The following is a 17,591-nucleotide window of genomic DNA, read 5'->3' on the forward strand; positions in this document are numbered from 1 at the left end:
AGAGAAAAGCAAAACGGCCGGATTCGCATCCGGCCGTTTCTGTTTGTCTGGACGGAACCCTTAGGCTTCGTAAACGATCAGCAGATCCTTGGCGTCGATCTGGTCGCCAGCACGCACCAGCACTTCGGCGATCGTGCCGTCCTTCTCGGCGTGCAGCGCCGTTTCCATCTTCATCGCTTCGATCGAGAGCAGCACGTCGCCGGCCTTGACCGCCTGACCGGCATTGACGGCCACGGTCGAGATGACGCCCGGCATCGGCGCGCCGAGATGGGCGGCATTGCCCCCTTCGGCCTTGCGGCGCACGGCGCTCGAAGCGCTGCGGTTGCGGTCCGGAACCTTGATCAGGCGCGGCTGGCCGTTGAGTTCGAAGAACACCTTGACCATGCCCTTCTCGTCCGGCTCGCTCTTGGCCTGATGCAGGATGACGAGCGACTTGCCCCGCTCGATCTCCGGCTGCAGCTCTTCGCCAGGTCCAAGCCCGTAGAAATAGGCCGGCGTCGGCAGGACGCTGACCGGACCATAGGTATCGGCGGCGACCGCATAGTCGGTGAAGACCTTCGGATACATCAGGTAGGAGGCGAACTCGAAGTCATCGACCTTGCGCTCGAGCTTGTCCTCGATGCTCTTACGCTCCGCGTCGAGATCTGCCGGCGGCAACAGCGAGCCCGGAACGGCGGTATAGGCCTTCTCGCCCTTCAGCGCCTTCTTCTGCAGCGCTTCCGGCCAACCGCCCGGGGGCTGGCCGAGATCGCCCTTCAGCATCGAGACGACCGAATCCGGGAAAGCGATGTCCTTGGCCGGGTTCTCGACATCGGCGACGGTCAGGTCCTGGGAGACCATCATCAGCGCCATGTCGCCGACAACCTTGGAGGACGGCGTCACCTTGACGATGTCGCCGAACATCTGGTTGGCGTCCGCATAGGCCTGGGCCACGCGGTGCCACTTGGTTTCAAGGCCGAGCGAACGCGCCTGTTCCTTGAGGTTGGTAAACTGGCCGCCCGGCATTTCGTGCAGGTAGACTTCGGAGGCCGGACCCTTGAGGTCGCTTTCGAAGGCCGCGTATTGGTAACGCACCGCTTCCCAGTAGAAGGAGATGCGGCGGATCCATTCGGGATCGAGACCCGGATCGCGGTCCGATCCGCGCAGCGCCTCGACGATCGAACCAAGGCAGGGCTGCGAGGTGTTGCCGGACAGTGCATCCATTGCCGCATCGACCACGTCGACGCCCGACTCGACGGCGGCGAGCACCGTCGCAGCCGCAATGCCCGAGGTGTCGTGCGTGTGGAAGTGGATCGGCAGATCGGTCGCCTCACGCAGCGCCTTGAACAGAACGCGTGCGGCCGCCGGCTTCAGCAGGCCCGCCATGTCCTTGACGGCGATCATGTGCGCGCCGGCCTTTTCGAGCTCGGCAGCAAGGGCGGTATAATACTTGAGGTCGTATTTCGGGCGGGCCGAATTCAGGATGTCGCCGGTGTAGCAGATCGCCGCCTCGCAGATGCGGTTTTCCTCGGCGACCGCCTCCATCGACACCCGCATGTTGTCGACCCAGTTGAGGCAGTCGAAGACGCGGAAGACGTTGATGCCGCCCCTGGCCGCCTGGCGCACGAAGTACTTGACGACATTGTCCGGGTAGTTCTTGTAGCCGACGCCGTTCGCACCACGGAGCAGCATCTGCAGGAGCAGGTTCGGTGCATCCTCGCGAATGCGCGCGAGGCGATCCCAGGGGTCTTCGGTGAGGAAGCGCATGGAAACGTCGAAGGTCGCGCCACCCCAGCATTCGAGCGAGAACAGCTGCGGCAGGGCGCGGGCATAGGTGCCGGCGACGCGGGCGATGTCGTGCGTCCGCATGCGGGTCGCGAGCAGCGATTGATGGCCGTCGCGCATGGTCGTATCGGTCAGGAACACCTGGTTCTGGCCACGCACCCATTCGGCGAACTTCTTCGGGCCGAGTTCGTCGAGCTTCTGCTTGGTACCTGCAGGGATTTCGCCCTGGATGAACGGCACGACAGGCTTGGCCGCATCCGCCGGCGGCCGCGGACGGCCCTTGGCTTCCGGATGGCCATTGACGGTGACGTCGGCGAGATAGGTGAGCAGCTTCGTCGCGCGATCCTGGCGCCGTACCTGCTGGAACAGTTCCGGCGTCGTGTCGATGAAACGCGTTGTGTATGTGTTGTTGCGGAACTGCTCGTGGCCGATGATCGCCTCGAGGAAGGTGAGGTTGGTGGCGACGCCACGGATACGGAATTCGCGCAGCGCCCGGTCCATGCGGCTGATCGCTTCCTGAGGCGTGCTGCCCGAAGCGGTGACCTTGACCAGCAATGGATCGTAGTAGCGGGTGATGTAGGCACCGGTATAGGCCGTGCCGCCATCGAGACGGATGCCGAAACCGGCGGCCGACCGGTAGCCGGTGATGCGGCCGTAGTCGGGAATGAAGTTCTGCTCCGGATCCTCGGTGGTGATACGGCACTGCAGCGCATGGCCATTGAGGCGAATATCGGCCTGGTCAGGCACGCCTGACGCCGGTGTACCGATCGCCTCGCCGTCGAGGATGTGGATCTGCGCCTTGACGATGTCGATGCCGGTCACCACTTCGGTGACCGTGTGCTCGACCTGGATGCGCGGGTTCACCTCGATGAAGTAGAACTTGCCGGTGTTGGCATCCATCAGATACTCGACCGTGCCGGCGCCGATATAGTTGGTCGCCTTGGCAATCCTCAGCGAGTAGTCGGCAAGCTCCTGGCGCTGCGCCTCCGAAAGGTAGGGCGCAGGCGCGCGCTCGACGACCTTCTGGTTGCGGCGCTGGATCGAGCAGTCACGCTCGAAGAGATGCACGACATTGCCGTGGGTATCGCCGAGGATCTGGCTTTCGACGTGGCGGGCACGCTCGACGAGCTTTTCGAGATAAACTTCGTCCTTGCCGAAGGCGGCCTTGGCCTCGCGCTTGGCTTCCGTCACCTCACGGATCAGGTCCTTCTGGTCGCGGATGGCGCGCATGCCACGGCCGCCGCCGCCCCAGGAGGCCTTGAGCATGACCGGATAGCCGATCTCGGCGGCCAGGCGATGGATTTCCTTTTCGTCGTCCGGCAGCGGATCGGTGGCTGGCACCACCGGCACGCCGACGGAAATGGCGAGGTTGCGCGCCGCCACCTTGTTGCCGAGCTGGCGCATGGTCGCCGGCCGCGGGCCGATGAAGATGATGCCGGCGGCGTCGCAGGCGTCGACGAATTCAGGGCTTTCAGAGAGCAGGCCGTAGCCCGGGTGGATGGCGTCGGCGCCGGAAAGCTTGGCGACCCGGATCACCTCTTCGATCGACAGATAGCTTTCGATCGGGCCGAGATCGCGGGCAAGGTGCGGCCCGCGGCCGATCTGGTAACTTTCGTCCGCCTTGAAGCGGTGCAGCGCAAGTTTGTCCTCTTCCGCCCATATCGCGACCGTTTTCAGACCGAGTTCGTTTGCAGCGCGAAAAACGCGGATGGCAATTTCAGAACGGTTGGCAACAAGGATCTTCGAGATGGGCAAGTCGGTCTCCTCAATGACTTGAAATTGCGGGAAATGCTGCACCCGCGAAATAAAGTATTAGCGGGTCGCAAAGCAGAGCGCAATTTCAGATGCGACAGGAAACCGAAAGCCTTTGACTTTAGGAGATCAACCCGAGCCGGAAGGCGATCGCCACGACGTGATGGCGGTTCTTGCCCTTCAGTTTCTCCTGGATGCCGTTCATGTACCAGTCGACCGTATGGCTCGAAATATCGAGCACCTTGCCGATGTCGTTCGAGGTCATGCCGTCGGCGAGATAGTTGAGCGCTTCCATTTCGCGCCGCGTCATCTGCACCTCGACGCGCGAACCGAGTTCGGCCGAAACTTCCGGGTCGGTCAGTTCCAGCAGCTTCCAGAACAGCCGCTTGGCGATGGCGTCGAAGAGGCTGATCTCCACCGGGCTCAAATCGACGACGCGGCCGCCGACCGTCAGGTTACCGAGCAGACCGCGCCGGCCGTGCACCGGGAAGATGTAGCCGTCGTAGAGACCGTGGTTGCGGGCCTCGATCATCATGCTTTCCATGCGCTTGCGATGCGGGTCGGAGCGGAAGGCAAACAGTGTGTCGCGCCAGCGGAAGCCGCGCTGCGCGTGGCCGAGATAGCGGATGGTCGGGTCGATCACCACGAACTTCTTGCGGATGTAGATCTGCGGCCAGCCTTCCGGCCAGCGACCGGCAAGCAGCAGTCGCAACGGATTGTCATGCGGCTTCGGTTGCCGGACGACGCCGTAGAAGTCGAAGCCGCAGCGGTCGAGCAGGCGCTCGAACTCCGGGATGATTTCCTCGCGTGTCTTCATCTCCTCCAGAAGCGCAAGAAACTGTACGAGCAGCGTAATGTTCATGGATCACCTTCCAGGTAGATGCATATGGTCGCATTTCCGAATCCGGACATAAAGGCACCGTTCAGCGACCATTCATGTTGCACCCGCGATAATCCGTCATACCACGCCCGGTCTTATGCGAAATATGCAAGAAATCGGAGTTGGCACGACAGATAGCAGACTATGAATATTCTCGCCAAGCTCGCATGCGAGCGAAACGGGAATATGAGTGGCTGTCCATGCGTCCGGCTACGGCTTCCCTTTGCCGCAAAAGACCGTCTCAGCGCGGCCCCGAGTGTTGAAGTGCGGAGCGCAAAGCTCGCCCAATAGACCTCGAGGACGCGGGTGCATCCGCCGCAGAAGGACTGCGGCGCGTCAAATCCGGTACCCGGAAGGGGTGAGACAGTGTCATTGTTCCAGGTGTATGCAAGAGCGCTCCAGTATCTTGCGGTTCACAAATTTCGCGTCTCGGCGATCGTGCTTGCCAACGTCGTTCTGGCCGCCATAACGATCGCCGAGCCGATCCTGTTCGGGCGCATCATCGACGCCATCTCGTCGAAGGGCGAAGTCACGCCGATCCTGCTCATGTGGGCGGGTCTCGGTGTGTTCAACACCGTCGCCTTCGTGCTCGTCGCCCGCGAGGCGGACCGGCTGGCTCATGGCCGCCGCGCCACGCTCTTGACGGAAGCCTTCGGCCGTATCGTTTCCATGCCGCTCGCCTGGCATAGCCAGCGCGGCACGTCCAACGCGCTGCATACGCTTCTGCGCGCTTGCGAAACCCTCTTCGGTCTCTGGCTCGAATTCATGCGCCAGCACCTGGCGACTGCCGTGGCGCTTGTGCTGCTCGTTCCGACCGCCTTTGCGATGGACGTGCGCCTCTCGCTCGTGCTTGTCGTGCTCGGTGCACTCTATGTGCTGATCAGCAAAGTCGTCATGAGCCGCACCAAGGAGGGCCAGGCCTCGGTCGAGAACCACTATCACACGGTCTTTTCCCACGTGTCCGACGCCATCAGCAACGTTTCGGTGGTGCACAGCTACAACCGCATCGAGGCTGAAACCCGCGAGCTGAAGAAGTTCACGGAGCGGCTGATCTCCGCCCAGTTCCCTGTGCTCGACTGGTGGGCGCTCGCAAGCGGCCTGAACCGTGTCGCCTCGACCATCTCGATGATGGCGATCCTCGTCATCGGCACCGTGCTCGTGCAGCGCGGCGAACTCGGCGTCGGCGAAGTCATCGCATTCATCGGCTTTGCCAACCTGCTGATCGGTCGTCTCGACCAGATGAAGGCTTTCGTGACGCAGATCTTCGAAGCCCGCGCCAAGCTTGAAGACTTCTTCAACCTCGAAGACGCCGTGCGTGAACGCGACGAACCTGCCGGTGCGACCGAACTGCCAGCGGTTACCGGCGAAGTCGAATTCCGCGATGTCTCCTTCGACTTTGCCAACACGAACCAGGGCGTGCACAACGTCTCGTTCACCGCCAAGGCCGGCCAGACGATCGCCATCGTCGGCCCGACCGGCGCCGGCAAGACGACGCTCGTCAACCTTTTGCAGCGCGTCCACGAGCCGCGCGAGGGCCAGATCCTGATCGACGGCAACGATATCTCGAAGGTGACGCGCAAGTCGCTGCGCCGTTCGATCGCCACCGTCTTCCAGGATGCGGGCCTGATGAACCGTTCGATCTCGGACAACATCCGGCTTGGCCGCGACGATGCGACGATCGAGGAGGTCATGGCCGCCGCCGAGGCAGCTGCCGCCTGCGACTTCATCGAAGGCCGGACGACCGGCTACGACACGGTGGTCGGCGAGCGCGGCAACCGCCTGTCGGGCGGCGAACGCCAGCGTGTGGCGATCGCCCGCGCCATCCTCAAGAACGCGCCGATCCTGGTGCTCGACGAGGCGACCAGCGCGCTCGACGTCGAAACCGAGGCCCGCGTCAAGGATGCGATCGATGCGCTGCGCAAGAACCGCACGACCTTCATCATCGCACACCGCCTGTCGACGGTGCGCGAGGCCGACCTGGTGATCTTCATGGATCAGGGCCGTGTCGTCGAAATGGGCGGCTTCAACGAGCTCAGCCAGAGCAACGGCCGCTTCGCAGCTCTCCTGCGCGCCAGCGGCATCCTGACGGACGAAGACGTCCGCATGAGCCACACGGCAGCATAAGACAGGCGCTTCAAGTCAAGCGAACCAACTTCAGACCACCCGCCGACGCGGGTGGTCTTTTCATTTGGCTGTCTGACAAAGCCACGTCGACCAGCCTTGCCATTCTCAAGATAGCTGGTAGACCGGAATTCCGGCTTCAATTCCAAGGGAATCACCATGCCGGATATCTCCACTATCGCAGTTTTCGCCGCCGCAAGCCTCGTGCTCACCGCCACGCCTGGCCCTGACATGCTGCTCATCGCTTCTCGCAGCGTAAGCCAGGGGCGCGCAGCCGGGTTCCTCACCTATGCCGGCATAGCAGCCGGCACCTATTGCCACGCGCTTGCCGCAGCACTCGGTCTTTCCCAGCTTTTCGTCGCCGTGCCTGTGGCCTATGAGATCGTGCGGTGGGCGGGCTGCGCCTATCTGCTCTACCTTGCCTACAAGACGGTCCGCTCGAACGCATCGAGCACGTCGCCGGTGTCGACGCCCAAGCGACTTTCGAACAGACGGATCTTCGGGGAGGGGCTGATGACGAACCTGCTCAATCCGAAGATGGCTCTCTTCGTATTGGCACTGTTCCCGCAGTTCGTGCGGCCTGACAGCGGGTCGATGGTCGCGCAGATGCTTCTGCTCGCGACCGTGTTGAACGGGGTTGGCTTCCTTGTGAACGGTTCGGTCATCCTGGCTGGCAGCCATCTGCGCGCGCGGCTCGCCGGCATCAGACGTTTCCCGAAACTGCCGCAATACCTTCTCGCCAGCGTGTTCACGGGGCTGGCGTGCCGCCTAGCGCTCAGCGCCAGAAGCTAGAGCATTTCCAGCAAACGCGTTGCCGGCGGCGTTGTTCACGCCGCCGGTAGCGGTTTCGCCGAGGCGATGCCGCGCAACCATTCGAGATAATAGGCATAGGCGAAATGCAGCCCGATGCCGACAAGTACGAAGAGGCTGCCGAAGATCGGGTTTCGCCCGGTGACGAACAACAGCACCTGGCCGGACATCGCCAGGATCGTGCCGAAGATGAAGATCGGCAGCGAATGTCGCCCGACAACCGCGAGCGGATGATCGCGGTCGAGTTTGGCAAGGCTACTGATGCGTGGCGTCACGGCGATGATATAGGCCAGCGCCAGCACGTGAAGCAGCCTGGGGCCCGACAGGAAGGTCTTGTCGAAGCCGGTCAGGACCGCTGGAAGGCCGAAGGAAAGGTCGATGCTCCAGAAGGAGAACAGCACCCAGACAGCGGAAACCGCGAGATAGGTACAGGACAGCACGATCAGCCAGGGCCACCGCGGGAGCGATCCACCATTGCGCACGAAGGTCATCATGACGATGCCGATGACGAACAGGAACTGCCAGGACCAGGGATTGAGGAACCAATAGCCTTCGTCGAGGAAGTTCGACGGCACGAATTTGAAGATGCCTGCGACGAGCCAAAGCGCGGCCGACAATAGTAACAGCAGCTTCTTGCTGACGCCGTTGAGCCAGAGAATACCCGGCAACATCAGGAACAACGCCGCATACATCGACAGAATGTTGTTGTAGCCGAGCTGATGCCCCAGAAGCACCATGGCGACGATGCCCTGCTCCGTCTGCTCCACCATCGGGCGAATGTTGATCTCGCCGATCAGGTCCTGCCGGCCGAAATAGATCGCACCAGCGGCAAAAATCGCCAGCGTTACGATGCTGGTCATAATGTGGGCGATGTAGAGTGCCAGCGCCCGGCGCCAGATCTTCAGCGTCACCGCCAGCCGTCCGCCGACGGCGAACCTGCCACCATAGGCGATACCGACCGACAGGCCGGAGATCAGCACGAAGGCTTCGGCGGAATCGGAAAAGCCGACGTTCTTGTGCGTCAGATATTCGAGATATTGTCCCGGAACGTGGTTGACGAAGATCGTCAACAGGCACAGCGCCCTAAACACGTCGAGGCGTGTGTCACGCTCCTTGGGAACCATTCGGGCAGACGCGTGCTTCGCGCTCCCCTGAAATGTCTTTTGCAGCATGCGGTCCGTTTTCCAGGATTTGGCGCCCCTGCCCCATCCCTGTTGAAACGGGCACCGACAGCTCGCACCGTCATTCAAACGCGCGAGGTGCCCGGCACCATGAACTGGAGTGGGATGAGGAGTTGCGGTTCTCCGCCCGCATCCCGCTCCGGTGATTTAGGACATGACGCCCGGCCGTCGAGGTCATGCCGCCCGCATTTCCGCAAAGAAAAACCGGCCTTGCCCTTGCGGGAACAAAGCCGGTCTCACCCTGTCTTCAATGCCGGCAGTTACAGCAAAATGCCTTCATGCGCGTTTTTTGTGACACTATTGTTTACACTGACGATCGGTTCGCCACTTTTCTGGTCGCGCTGCACCGAAATCTTGTGCCGTGCACCGTTGAGCGTCACTTCCGCAGAGTAGCCGTCCCATGCCGCCGGCAGCACCGGCCGGATCACCAGCTTGTCGCCCTGCCTGCGGATTCCGAGAATGCCCTCGACACCGACGCGATAGAGCCAGCCGGCCGACCCGGTGTACCAGGTCCAGCCGCCGCGGCCCGCGAGATCGCCTTCGCCGTAGATATCGGCGGCAACGACATAGGGCTCGACGCGGTAGTGCTCCGCCGCCTCGCGGTTTTCCGCATGCGAGATCGGGTTCAGCATCTGGAAGACGCGCCAGGCCTCTTCCGCCCTGCCCTGTTCGGCAAAGGCCAGCGCCACCCATGTGGCTGCATGGGTATATTGCCCGCCATTCTCGCGCACGCCGGGCGGATAGGCCTTGATGTAGCCCGGATCCTGCGACGTCCGTTCGAGCGGCGGCGTGAACAGCCGCACGATGCGCTGGTCGGGATCGACCAGTTCAGCCATCACAGCATCCATCGCCTTGAGCGAACGCTGCGCGTCGCCTTCGCCCGAGAGCACGCTCCAGGACTGGCCGATCGAATCGATCCGGCATTCCAGCGCCTCGCTGGTGCCGAGCGGCGTGCCGTCGTCGTAATAGCCGCGACGATAGTAGTCTCCATCCCAGCCGGCCGTGGCCAGTGCCTTCTTCAAGGCCTCGAGATGGGCCTCCCAGCGGCTGACGCGTGTCTGGTCCTTGCGCTCGCGAGCGTAGGGCAGGAAACCGCGGAGCGTGCCTGCGAGGAACCAGCCAAGCCAGGTGCTGGTGCCCTTGCCGGCCTCGCCGACCCGGTTCATGCCGTCGTTCCAGTCTCCGGCGAGGAACAGCGGCAAGCCGTTCTCGCCGGTGCGCCTGATCGCAAGATCGAGGGCCCGGGCGCAATGCTCGTAGACGTCTCCGACCTCTTCGGAAATCTCCGGCTTGTAGAAGGCATCATGCTGCCCCGCTTCCAGTGCCGGCCCCTTGATGAAGGCAAGCCGTTCGGCAAGGAGGTCGGACGTGCCGGTCACCGTGTTATAGCGGGTCACGGCGTGGGCAAGCCAGACGACATCGTCGGAGATCATCGTACGCACCCCGGCGCCGGTTCCCGGCAGCCACCAGTGCTGCACGTCGCCTTCGGTAAACTGCCGGGAGGCGGCGTTCAGGATCTGCGCACGGGCAAGCTCCGGACGATGGATCAGGAAGGCCAGCGTATCCTGCAACTGGTCGCGGAAGCCGAAGGCGCCGCTTGCCTGATAGAAGGCCGAGCGCGCCATGATGCGGCAGCCGAGGCTCTGGTAGGGCAGCCAGTTGTTGATCATGGCGTTGAAGGCCGGATCCGGCGTTTCCACCTTCACGATGTCGGTGAAATCGCGCCAGAACGCTTTGTTCGCCTCAAGCACCGTGTCGAACGCGGTCTCACGCAGTTCGCCGATGATGGCCCGAAGCTGATCCTCCGTGTCGGTATCGCCGAGGATGAACGTGACCTGCCGTTCGGCACCGGGCTCGATCGTAATGTCCGTTGCGACCACGGCGCAAGGATCGCCATCGACATCGACGGAACCCGAAAGCTCCGCACCGGAAATGACCGCCTGCGGTACCAGGATGCCGCCGATCGCGCCCAAGAACTCGCGACGGCTCGCGGTGAAGCCGGCGGCCTCGCCACCATCCACCGCAAAGAAGGCGGAACGGCCGGCAAAGTCGATGCTGTAGGGGTTGGTCGCCACCAGCGCCTCGGCCGTCTCGTCCCATTTGGAAAGGACGAAAGGTGCCGAACGGGCTCGGTTGTTGCCGAGCACCCACTCATTGTAGCCATAGAGCCGCAATTGTCGCGCCGTCGCCGCACGGTTGCGGATCGAGACGCGCACGAGTTTGGCCGGCAGGCTGCGGTGCACCGTCTGCGTGGCCTCTATCTCGAGGTCGTCCTGGGCGCTGCGGAAGGTCGAGTAGCCGAGCCCGTGCGCCGTCTCGAAGACGACGGAACGGCGGCGCGAGAGCGCCGCATAGGGCGTAGAGACCGTGCCGCTTGACATGTCGCGGATGAAGATCGCCTCGCCGGGCCGGTTGACGACCGTGTCGTTGGTCCAGGGTGTCAGCTGGTAGTCGCGCGAATTGCGGCTCCACGAATAGGCAGCACCTTCCGCCGAAATGTGGAAGCCGAAAGCATCATTGGAGATCACGTTGATCCAGGGCTGTGGCGTCGCTTCGCCACCCCGCAGACGCACGACGTATTCGCGACCGCCATCGGCGAAACCGCCGAAGCCGTTCCAGAAGGAAAGGCCATCACCCTTGATTTCCGCCGGAGCGGCGTCCGTGTTTTCCTGCGGTGCGGCCAATAGCGGACCAACGAACTCGCTGCTCTTCTCACCTTTCGCCGGTGCCGGCGAATAGAGCGAGTTGGCGCGGGCGATCTGGTCCGAGATCGTGCCGTTGCGGGCGTGGAATACCGCACGCGACGCCGACAAGAGGGTCGACCAGGTCTCCGGTTCCATCAGGTCGCGCCGCACCGAGAAAATGTGCTGACGCGGACCGTCCGAGAGACCGCGAAGCCTCAGGTTTTCGCACATGGAATCCAGCGCATGCTGCATGTCCTGGGCGTAGGACGAGGCCCGCTCGTTGATGATGACGAGGTCGGCGGTGATGCCACGGGCACGCAGGTACTCCTGGGCGCGCAGCGCTTCACGGGCGATGCCGAGGTCGCCATCGTCGTTGATGCGGAGGCAGAAGATCGGGTAGTCGCCCGAGATCGCCAGCGGCCAGAGCTTCGACTGCGAGTCGAGACCGGCCTGTACCGTCGCGGTATCAGCGCGCAGGTGCATGTCCGGATAGACGAGATAGCGCCCGAGCATCTGGAAGCTCGCGGCCTCCTGCGAGGTCACGCCGACATGGCGCATCTGCACCTGGCTGCGGGTCCAGGCGTGGATGAGTTCCTGGTTGAAGGTTTCCGGATGGCGATAGCGATCGATCGCGCGATCGACCTCCTCGCGGCTTGGTGCCGCGATCGTCCAAAAGACGACGCTGACCTTCTTGCCGGCAGGCACGCGCACGACGCGGCGCAGCGACATGATCGGATCAAGCGTGAAGCCGTCCGTTCCCGACAGCACCGCATCGGTGTCAAACGCGGCAGCTTCCGCAAGCGTGCGGCCCGCGCCGATGAAGCGGCGACGGTCGGTCTCCGCTTCGGTGTGGCGGTCGCTACCGGCATTGTCGGTGACGAGATGCGCCACCTCCATATCCGGGTCGCTGGAGCTGCGCTTGTTGCGGCTGACGCGGATGACGTCGCCACGACGGCTGATTTCCGTGCGCACGAACATCTTCGAGAAGGCTGGGTGTGCGCTGTCGGCCTCGTCGGTCGAAAGTACCGGCTCGGCATAGGAGGTCACTTCGATGAAGCGATCCTGGGTGCCGGTGTTGAGCAGGATGACCCGGCGCCCTTCGGCGTCGTGCTCAGTGGCAACGATGCACTCGACCTCGCTGGTGAGATCGCCGACCGTCTTGACGAATTCCGCCTTGTCATCGCCGAAACGGGTCAGCACTTTCTCGCCGGCTGCACGCCGTGGCTCTGAGGTCGCCGACCACCAGTCGCCTGTCGTCGTGTCGCGCAGGAAGATGAAGGTGCCGGTGCGGTCTTCGACCGGGTCCGGCTTCCAGCGGGTGACGGACTGGCCGTTCCAGCGGGCATAGCCGGCGCCGTTGGCGGTCAGCATCACCGAGTAGTGACCGTTGGAAAGAAACACGGTCTCCCGGTCCTGCGCCAGCGGGTTCTCGATGATGCGGACTTCCGGACGCAGGAGGTCGTCCTGGCCCTTGCCGACTGATTCCGGTTCGCGCTTGGCATTCATGATCGGGATATCGCGCGGCGCCTTTTCCTGCAGCAGGAGTTCCGCGGCCTCGATCACCGGATCGGCATGGAACCATTCGCGCAAGCGGCCATTGAAGACGACGTTGGCGACAGCCGCGATCGACATGCCATGGTGATGCGCATAGTAGTTGCGCACGACCGCGCATTTCTGGCCCTCGGGCACGCGCGTCGGCGTGAAGTCGACCGCATCATGGAAGCCGTAGACGCCGAGCGCACCGGCCTCGCGCAGACGTCCGAGGTTGGCGAGCGCCGATTTCGGATCGTACATGCACGCAAGGATCGAGGCGTAGGGGGCGATGACCGCGTTCTGGCCGAGGCCACGCTTGAGGCCCAGCGTCGGCACGCCGAAGTTGGTGTACTGGTAGGTCAGCTCGTGGTCGCGCGCGTTGAAGGCGGCTTCCGAAATGCCCCAGGGCGTGCCGAGGCGGCGGCCGTGGTTGATCTGCTCCTTCACGACCAGATTGTTGGTCTGGTTGAGAATGCCACCCTGTCGCTCCTGCATGACCAGCGGCGGCATCAGATATTCGAACATCGAGCCCGACCAGGAGATCAGCGCACCGCGTGCGCCGATCGGCACGATCGGACGGCCGAGCTTGTACCAGTGCTCGGTCGGAAGATCCCCCTTGGCGATGGCAAACAGGCTGGTGAGGCGCGCTTCCGAAGCAAGAAGGTCGTAGCAGGCCTCGTCGAGTTCGTTGGCGTTGACGCGGAAACCGATCGACAGCAGGCGGCGCTCCGGCCGGAACAGGAAGCCGAAATCCATCGAGAAGGCGATGTCGCGCGCCCGGTCCTTCAGCACCAGCAGGCGCTGGCGCAGCGATTCGATGGCACCGAGGTCGAAGACACCGTCGGCAATGTGGGCTTCGCAGGTGCTGACGAGCGCATTTGCCCATTTCGTCACTTCGGTGCTTTGCGGCGTGCGCACCTCGTGGTCGAGGTTGACGGTGAGCTTGTGCATGTCGCGCGCCAGGACCGCGAGGTTGATCACGCGGATCGACGCGAACTCGCGCTCGCGCTTGACCGCGGCAAGCGCGTTCTGGAAGCCGACGATGCGTTCTTCGATCAGGCGACGCAGCGGCCGGACCGTCTTGCGGTCGTCGGGCAACTCGCGCAGCACCTCCTGAAGGATCGCCACCACGTCACCGATGCCGTCCAGGCTACCCTGGACATGCGCCGACGGCGCCTCGGCCCAGTCGCGGCACATCGACGATACGGCGATCAGGTGACCGGCGAGGTTGCCGCTGTCGACCGACGAGATGTAGCGCGGCTCCATGGTGTCGAGCGTATTCGTCCGATACCAGTTGAACAGGTGGCCGCGATACTTCGGCATCCGGTCGATGGTGGCGATCGTCTGCTCCAGCCGGTTGATCGTCTCCTCGAAGCCGATCCAGCCGAAATCGCGCGCCGACATCACCGACAGCAGGTAGACGCCGATATTGGTCGGCGAAGTCCGCTCGGCGAGAACCGGCTGCGGCGTTTCCTGGAAGTTGTCCGGCGGCAGGAAGTGCTGCTCGGCGGTGACGAAGGTTTCGAAGTAGCGCCAGGTGCGACGGGCAATCAGGCGCATCTCGTCGATCGCCTCATCGGAAACGACGAGCTGGTCCTCGGTTTCGGCCGACTGGCTGACGAACCAGGCAACGGCAGGCGAGAGTGCCCAGAGCAGCGCGAAAGGAATGCCGATGAACGGCAGGCCGGTGTCGGAGATCGCGGCAAGCGCCAGCGAGATCGCCGACAGCGCCGGCGCGATCCACATGGCGCGATAGTAGTCGCCAATCGTGCCGTGGCCGGCGCTCTGCACCTGCGCAGCCGTGCGCCATTCGAGCATCAGCTTGCCGCTGACAAAGGTGCGGTAGAGCGAGCGCACGATCGCATCGCCCATCATCGCCGCATTATGGGCGATGAAGACGATACGGAGCGCCACTTGCGCATTGGCGGCGCGCACTTCGGTGAGCACCGCATGAAGATGGGCGCGGGCGACGATGTCGTTTCGGCGCGGCAGGAGACCGTTGATCAGCGACAGGGTCGGAGCCACGAACAAGCTGAAGATCAGCACGATCTGCCAGATCAGAGCTTCCGTCGGCTCCATGTAGTACCAGCCCATCACCGAGGCGACGAGCCAGGCAAGCGGGATCAGCGAGCGACGCAGGTTGTCGTACATCTTCCAGCGCCCGAGCATCGACAGCCCGTTGGAGAAATTGAAGATGTAAGGCAGCAGCTGCCAGTCGCCGCGCGCCCAGCGATGCTGGCGCGACATCTCGACCTCGTAGCGGGTCGGGAAGTCCTCGACGAGCTCGACGTCGGTGACGAGTGCGCAGCGCACATAAGAACCTTCGAGCAGGTCATGGCTGAGAACGGCGTTTTCCTGGATGCGGCCCTTCAGCGCCGCCTCGAAGGCGTCGACATGGTAGAGGCCTTTGCCGGTGAAGCTGCCTTCGCCGGCGATGTCCTGATAAACGTCAGAGACGGTGAAGACGTAGGGGTCGATGCCGCGGTTGGCCGAGAAGATGCGCTGGAAGGCCGAGGCGTCACTGCCCGTGGTCAGCGACGGTGTCACCCGCGGCTGCAGCAGGCTGTAGCCGGCGATCACGTCCTGAGTCTCGGGGTCGACGACCGGGCGATTGATCGGATGGTACATCTTGCCGACGAGCTTCGTCACCGCATCGCGCATCAGGCGCGTGTCGGAATCGAGCGTCATCACATACTGCACGTTGTCCGGCACCGTGTTGGCGCCCTGCAGGAACGAGGTGTCGCGGTCACCGCGAAGTAGCATGTTCAGTTCGTGCAGCTTGCCGCGCTTGCGCTCCCAGCCCATCCACACGCCTTCCTGCTCGTTGTAGAGGCGGCGGCGATGAAGGAGATAGAAGCGCGTCTTGCCGTCATAGGCATAGCGCGCCGAGAGCTGGGCAATCTCGCGCTTGGCGTAGTCGAGGACGTCGGAATCGGCGCTCGACTCCTCGACCTTGCTGTCGGCCCAGTCGCTGACGAGCGCAAAGTAGATCTCGCCGCGCGGATTGGCCAGGTAGTGGACCTCAAGATTGCGCACGAGTTCGTCGACATGGTCGCGCTTGGAAATCAGGCATGGTACGGCAACGAGCGTGCGGGCGTGCTCGGGAATGCCGTCGATGAACTCGTAGCCGACAAGACGGGACGGTTTGACGAACAGAGTCACCAGCGTGTTGAACAGCCCCATCGCGCCTTCGGACGCCGGCAGCGCGAAGAGCAGCAGCATGATCAACTTCGCGCCGCTTGGGATATCCATCGGGCTGACGAAGGAGTAGACGGCGATCATCGCCAGGACGGTCAGAAGAATGTTCGGTCCGGCGATCGCGAACCAGTCGAGCTTGCGGCTGAAGCGGATGATCGTCTGCAGCAGCGACGGTCGGTAACCGATCTTTTTCTCGAGCACCTTGCGCTGCTTGCCGACGAGGAAGGAGCCAACGTTCGGCTCCTGCAGCGGCACTTCGGTCTCGGCCGCAGTCTCCGCCTCGCGCACCATCTCGATGGCGATCTGGGTCACCTCGTATTCGCTGTGGCCGGAACGACGCGCGAGCTTCTCGATCGTGTCGCGATACTTGTTGCGCGAGCCGAAATCGAGGGCCGCATAGTCGGACCCCTCACGCAGCGCCGCGTCGATCTTGCTGACGCTTTCGAACCAGACGGCCCAGTCGGTATCGTCGATCTCACGCAGGCTGCGGATGATGTTGCTCATCGTCGCATTGCCGGACGACAGGCGGTTCTGCTCGGCGACCAGCGCGTTTTCAACGTCGCTGCCGCGTTTCTCAAGCTGTTCCTCGATCCAGCCGATGACGGCACCGGAGGTCTGCGAGCCGTCACGCGTGCGGTACAGCAGCTGCGCGACGAAGGTGTTGTCGGCAGCCAGCGCTTCCGATTCCGCCAGCAGTGCCCGACATTTCTCCGGATCGTTCAGGCGGATGATCTGGTCGGCGATGTCGTTCGCCTTGCGGCGCATGCCGCGCGAGCGTTCGACACGGATGGCGATCCGGCGAAGGTTCTCGATCAGCACGAAGCGCAGGATCGACGGCAGCGCCCAGAGTTCGCCGATCTTGAAGGTCTCGTGCTTCTGGAAGCCCTCGACCATCGACGTGATGCTTTCGCGCGTCACCGTGCTGTGGGTGTGGGCCACATAGAGCCAGGCGAGCGCCATGGTGCGCGGGATCACCGTGCCGGAAACCGAAAGCGTCGGCAGCTGGCGATAGAACCGGCGCGGGAAATCGCGTCGGACTTCCTGGATCGCCTCTTCGACGACGTGGTGGTTGTCGAGCAGCCATTCGGCGGCCGGCGTGATCGTCGCCCCGGCCTCCACGTCCGCAGCCGTCGCCCGGTAGACGCGCAGGATCTCGTTCTCGTTCTCGCGATGCCGTGGCCGGAACTCGAACGGGAAGAATCCCGGCAGCGAGGAGGCACCCTTCACTGCGAGATCCTCACCGCATTGCCGGAGGTCCTCCATCGAGAAGAAGGTGGCGCGGATCGAATCGTTGTAATCGATCTGCTTTGCTTCCGGTTCGCGCGGAGAGGTGGGCGGCGTAGTTTGAAGCTGCATGGGTACGGGTTCTGAATCCAACCGGGGTTGATCGGCCCGGTCCTCGTTGGGTTGCCGGGTTGGCTGCGGACCTGAGAATTCAGGCTTAGCCGGCGCATTGCTAGACACGGTCATGTGTCCTCCCATTCACCGTCAATTCCCGCAAGCGGGGAACTGGCGGTAACAGGCACCGCCCTCGACTGGGCATCCGAGATCGCAAAGCCGGCGGCGCATTGGTTTTCAAGGCCGCGGTGATGCATGAAAATGGCATTTTTTAGCCGTGGTGCCAACAGCTTGCAAGGATTGCTCATACAAGTATGGACGATTTGCGCA

The 17,591-nt window shown here is 63.2% G+C and carries 6 protein-coding genes; 2 read left to right on the top strand and 4 right to left on the bottom strand.

Translation table 11 applies throughout. The annotated features are described in order from the left end of the window. Positions 1-60 precede the first annotated feature (60 nt). Positions 61-3,519, bottom strand: a complete 3,459-nt coding sequence (gene pyc / locus PWG15_RS18105; protein ID WP_275021902.1) for a pyruvate carboxylase — start codon at positions 3,517-3,519, stop codon at positions 61-63. A gap of 118 nt (positions 3,520-3,637) precedes the next feature. After that, positions 3,638-4,378 carry a helix-turn-helix transcriptional regulator gene (locus PWG15_RS18110; RefSeq protein WP_065374047.1) on the bottom strand — a complete coding sequence of 247 codons (741 nt, stop codon included), beginning with the start codon at positions 4,376-4,378 and terminating at the stop codon, positions 3,638-3,640. 384 nt (positions 4,379-4,762) lie between these two features. Here PWG15_RS18110 and PWG15_RS18115 point away from each other — a divergent pair, with 384 nt between their 5' ends. Both PWG15_RS18115 and PWG15_RS18120 read left to right on the top strand, forming a co-directional pair. Further along, positions 4,763-6,520 (top strand): glucan ABC transporter ATP-binding protein/ permease, encoded by a 1,758-nt coding sequence (locus tag PWG15_RS18115; RefSeq protein WP_275021903.1) that lies wholly within the window; start codon positions 4,763-4,765, stop codon positions 6,518-6,520. Between the two features lie 156 nt (positions 6,521-6,676). Continuing rightward, complete coding sequence (locus PWG15_RS18120; protein ID WP_275021905.1) at positions 6,677-7,309, top strand: LysE family translocator; 633 nt, start codon at positions 6,677-6,679, stop codon at positions 7,307-7,309. Between the two features lie 35 nt (positions 7,310-7,344). Here the strand turns inward: PWG15_RS18120 and PWG15_RS18125 are convergent, their stop codons facing one another. After that, complete coding sequence (locus PWG15_RS18125; protein WP_275021906.1) at positions 7,345-8,499, bottom strand: OpgC family protein; 1,155 nt, start codon at positions 8,497-8,499, stop codon at positions 7,345-7,347. 269 nt (positions 8,500-8,768) lie between these two features. Next, entirely contained in the window at positions 8,769-17,393 is an 8,625-nt protein-coding gene (gene ndvB, locus PWG15_RS18130) for a cyclic beta-(1,2)-glucan synthase (RefSeq protein ID WP_275021908.1), read from the bottom strand. Positions 17,394-17,591 lie beyond the last annotated feature (198 nt).

The sequence above is a fragment of the Ensifer adhaerens genome, from assembly GCF_028993555.1.
In the GTDB taxonomy this organism is placed as follows: domain Bacteria; phylum Pseudomonadota; class Alphaproteobacteria; order Rhizobiales; family Rhizobiaceae; genus Ensifer; species Ensifer adhaerens_I.

Coding starts and splice junctions, on each gene's coding strand:
- PWG15_RS18110 (WP_065374047.1), bottom strand. CDS start 4,378: ATGAACATTACGCTGCTCGTACAGTTTCTTGCGCTTCTGGAGGAGATG.
- PWG15_RS18120 (WP_275021905.1), top strand. CDS start 6,677: ATGCCGGATATCTCCACTATCGCAGTTTTCGCCGCCGCAAGCCTCGTG.
- PWG15_RS18125 (WP_275021906.1), bottom strand. CDS start 8,499: ATGCTGCAAAAGACATTTCAGGGGAGCGCGAAGCACGCGTCTGCCCGA.
- ndvB (WP_275021908.1), bottom strand. CDS start 17,393: ATGACCGTGTCTAGCAATGCGCCGGCTAAGCCTGAATTCTCAGGTCCG.